4 protein-coding genes are annotated in these 3112 nt (G+C 77.5%); all 4 read right to left on the bottom strand.

Features of this window, described 5'->3' with window-relative positions:
- Positions 1-1337 (bottom strand): ATP-binding protein (locus tag N866_RS17680; RefSeq protein WP_034229068.1); only part of this gene is annotated, 1337 nt, incomplete at its 3' end.
- Positions 1334-1618: a hypothetical protein gene (locus N866_RS17675; protein WP_155855462.1), complete on the bottom strand. Its 285-nt coding sequence runs from the start codon at positions 1616-1618 to the stop codon at positions 1334-1336. The genes N866_RS17680 and N866_RS17675, both read right to left, overlap by 4 nt.
- Before the next feature lie 100 nt (positions 1619-1718).
- Positions 1719-2012 (bottom strand): DUF2277 domain-containing protein, encoded by a 294-nt coding sequence (locus N866_RS17670; protein WP_034229062.1) that lies wholly within the window; start codon positions 2010-2012, stop codon positions 1719-1721.
- A gap of 53 nt (positions 2013-2065) precedes the next feature.
- On the bottom strand, positions 2066-2821 hold the full coding sequence (locus N866_RS17665) for a L,D-transpeptidase (protein ID WP_034229059.1): 756 nt from the start codon (positions 2819-2821) through the stop codon (positions 2066-2068).
- Positions 2822-3112 lie beyond the last annotated feature (291 nt).

Genomic DNA, 3112 nt, shown 5'->3' with positions numbered 1-3112 from the left:
GCCCCCGGCGCCGGCCCCGCCGCCTCCACGAGCTCGAGGACCGTCTCCAGGTGGCGCAGCTCGTCCTGCGGGGCCAGCAGACGGGCGGCGTCGTCGGCCGCCCGCAGCGACGCGACCAGGGCCGTCGGCAGGTCGTGCGCGGCGCGGGCGTGGTGGGCGAGCTGCGCGGCGGAGCCCAGGGCGTCGTCGTCGGCCAGGGCGTCGCGGTAGGCGCGGTGGACCGCCACCGTCTCGCCCGGGAGGAGGTCCGCGGCGACCACCTCGGCGAGGAGGGCGTGGCGGAACGCGAGCCGGTCCGCCTCCGGCACCAGCACGTGGGCCGCGACGGCGTCCCGGACCGCACGGTCGAGCACGGCGTCCGACGGCGCCCCCGGAGCGTCCGCGGCGCCGGGCCCCGCGGCAGGGGCAGTGGCCGTGTCCCGTCCCGTCCACCGGTGCCACACCGCCCGCAGCAGCGGCTCGGGGACGGTGCGGCCGGACACCGCGACGAGCCGGGCCACGTCCACGACGGCGGGGTCCAGGGCGTCCAGCCGCGCGCGCAGCACGTCGCCGAGGGACCACGGCACGGCGTCGTCGTCGGACTCCAGGAGCTCCTGCGCGAAGTAGGCGTTGCCCTCGGAGCGCTCCAGGACCGTGCGCAGGCGGTCCGGGGGGACCTCGCGCCCGGCGACGGCGCGGGCGAAGGCGGCGAGCTCCTCGGCGGTGAACGGCCGGAGCTCGAGGTGGTCGACGCCGGGGTGGCGGGCGAGCTCCGCCACGACGGGGCGCAGCGGGTGGCGGCGGTGCAGGTCGTCGGTCCGGTAGGTGCCGACGACGACGACGTGCTCCGTCCGCAGCCGTGCGACGAGGTAGCGGAGCACGTCGCGGCTGGAGGCGTCGGCCCAGTGCAGGTCCTCCAGGACGAGCATCAGGGGCGCGCCCTCGTGCCCGGCGGCGGCGAGGACGGACGCGAGGCCGTCGAAGAGCTGCAGGCGCGCCGCCTCGTCGTCGACGGCGGCCGGTGCGGGATGCTCCCCGGACGGCGGGAGGAGGCGGGCGAGCGCGGGGCGCTCCCGCAGCAGGTGCTCGACGGCCGCGCCGTGGGCACGGAGCCGTCCGAGCGCCTCGGCGAACGGCAGGTACGGCACGCCGACGTCGCCGAGGTCCACGCACGCCGCGGTGACGACCGAGGCGCCGCGGGTGGCGGCGAGATCGGCGAGGTGGGTGACCAGCCGCGTCTTTCCCACACCCGCGTCCCCGCCCAGCAGGACGGTCGACGGGCGGCCCCGCGCGGCCGCGTCGACCGCGGCCAGCAGGCGGGCGACCTCCGCCGACCGTGCCACGAAGGGTGTGGTCATCGGCACACGGCCGAGTGTCCCAGCGGCAGGTCGCGCGGCGGAAGGGCCGCCGGCATGACGGTGCGAGGCGGCGCGGTGCGAGGCGCGGTGCGAGGCGCGGTGCGAGGCAGGGCGGTGCGACGGGTCGCGGCGCGCGTGCGGCGCACGGCGTCGGCCAGCCGGCCGAGGACCCCGACGACGTCCGGGAGGGCGAGAGGGCGGGCGGCGGCGCGCAGCGCGTCGCGACGGTAGGCGGTCTCGGCCGCGAGGACGCGGTCGTCGGGGAGGGTGGTGGTGTTCACGATGGCTCCTGAGGTCGGTGCTGCTGCTCCGACGCTCACGGTGCGCGTGAGGACCCGGGTCGCGGATCCGTCGATCACCCGATCTCCGGGCCGCTCCTCCTCAGACGGCGGCCTGAGGTACCTCAGACCGGCCGTAGCGCTCCGCGGCCCGCGCGCGGCGCCGTGCGTCCTCGACCTCCCGGTCCCGCGGCGGGGCCTGCGTGACGAGGTCCGCGAGCAGGTGGGCGGTGACGTGCGCGACCTCGGCCACGGCGCGGTCGAACACCTCCTGGTTCGCCCGGGAGGGCTTCGTCATCCCGCTGACCTTGCGCACGTACTGCAGCGCGGCGGCGTGGACCTCGTCGTCCGTCGTCGTGGGCGCCATGTTGTGCAGCGTCCGGATGTTGCGGCACACGGTGGCCTCCTGGTGCGTCTGCGGCCCGAGGGGCGTCGGGTGACGTCCGACTCCTAGGAGACCACGACGGGCGTGCCGAGCGGCAGGAGCTCGGTGAGCGCCGTGATGTCGGCGTTGGCCATCCGGATGCAGCCGTGGCTGACGTCCTGGCCGATCGTGCCCTCGTCGTCCGTGCCGTGCAGGCCGATCTGGCCCGGGCCCCCGCCGAACTCGTTGAGGACGTCCGAGTACGCGGAGAGCCCGTACGCGAACGGACCGTATCCGGGGTTCGTGGGGGCCAGGAGCTCCGTGAGGTAGAAGGTCCCCAGCGGGGTCGGGGTGTCCCCGGTGCCGGTCGCGACGGGGAAGGTGCGGATCGGCACGCCCTCGCGCACGAGCGTCAGCTCGTTGGTCGCGGTCGAGATCTCGATCCGGTACGGGACGGCGGCGAGCTCGACGGCCTGGGTCGGCACCCAGCCCGTCGTCCCGTTGGGCCGCACGGGGAGCTGGACCTCCACCCAGCCCTCCTGCTCCTGCACCACGAGGAAGGTCAGGGGGGCGCCGTTGGCGTTCGGGTGCGCGAAGGTCTCCACCGGTGCGCCCTCGGGCGCGTCGAGCGCGGTCACCTCGTCCGCGACGGCGGTCGCGACCACGGCCGGCTCCCACGCCGGCGCCGTCGCTCCGGGCTCCACGCCGCCTTCGGCGTCCGGGGCCACGGCGCCGGGCGTCGTGACGGTCGCCGTGCCGGGGGACGTGCTGCCGGGCGACGCGCAGCCACCGACGAGGAGGGCTGCCGCCGCGGCGGCGGCGAGGAGCGGGGTGCGGCGCATCGGGAGGACTCCGGGGTGAGGGGGACGGGGGAGGGTGGCAGCGGCAGGGGCCGGCGGTGCTGACCGCCGACCCCTGCGCTGCGTGGACTGCACGTGCGGACCGGCCGCGGCCGGGAACGGGCCCGGGAGGGGCCCGCCGCTCAGCCGGTGTAGGCGGCCCAGCCCTCGACGGCGGTCGCGGCGGGGGCCCAGCCGCGCTCGGTCACCTCGACGACGACCGTGCCCGACCCGCCCAGCATCCCGGCGGGCGTGCCCGCGGCGGGGACGTTGGTCGGGCTGGCGGGTCCGCCC

This window comes from Actinotalea ferrariae CF5-4, from assembly GCF_000603945.1.
In the GTDB taxonomy this organism is placed as follows: Bacteria; Actinomycetota; Actinomycetes; order Actinomycetales; family Cellulomonadaceae; genus Actinotalea; species Actinotalea ferrariae.
The sequence above is the reverse complement of the archived record's forward strand: the minus strand, read 5'-3'. Positions and strand labels throughout refer to the sequence as shown.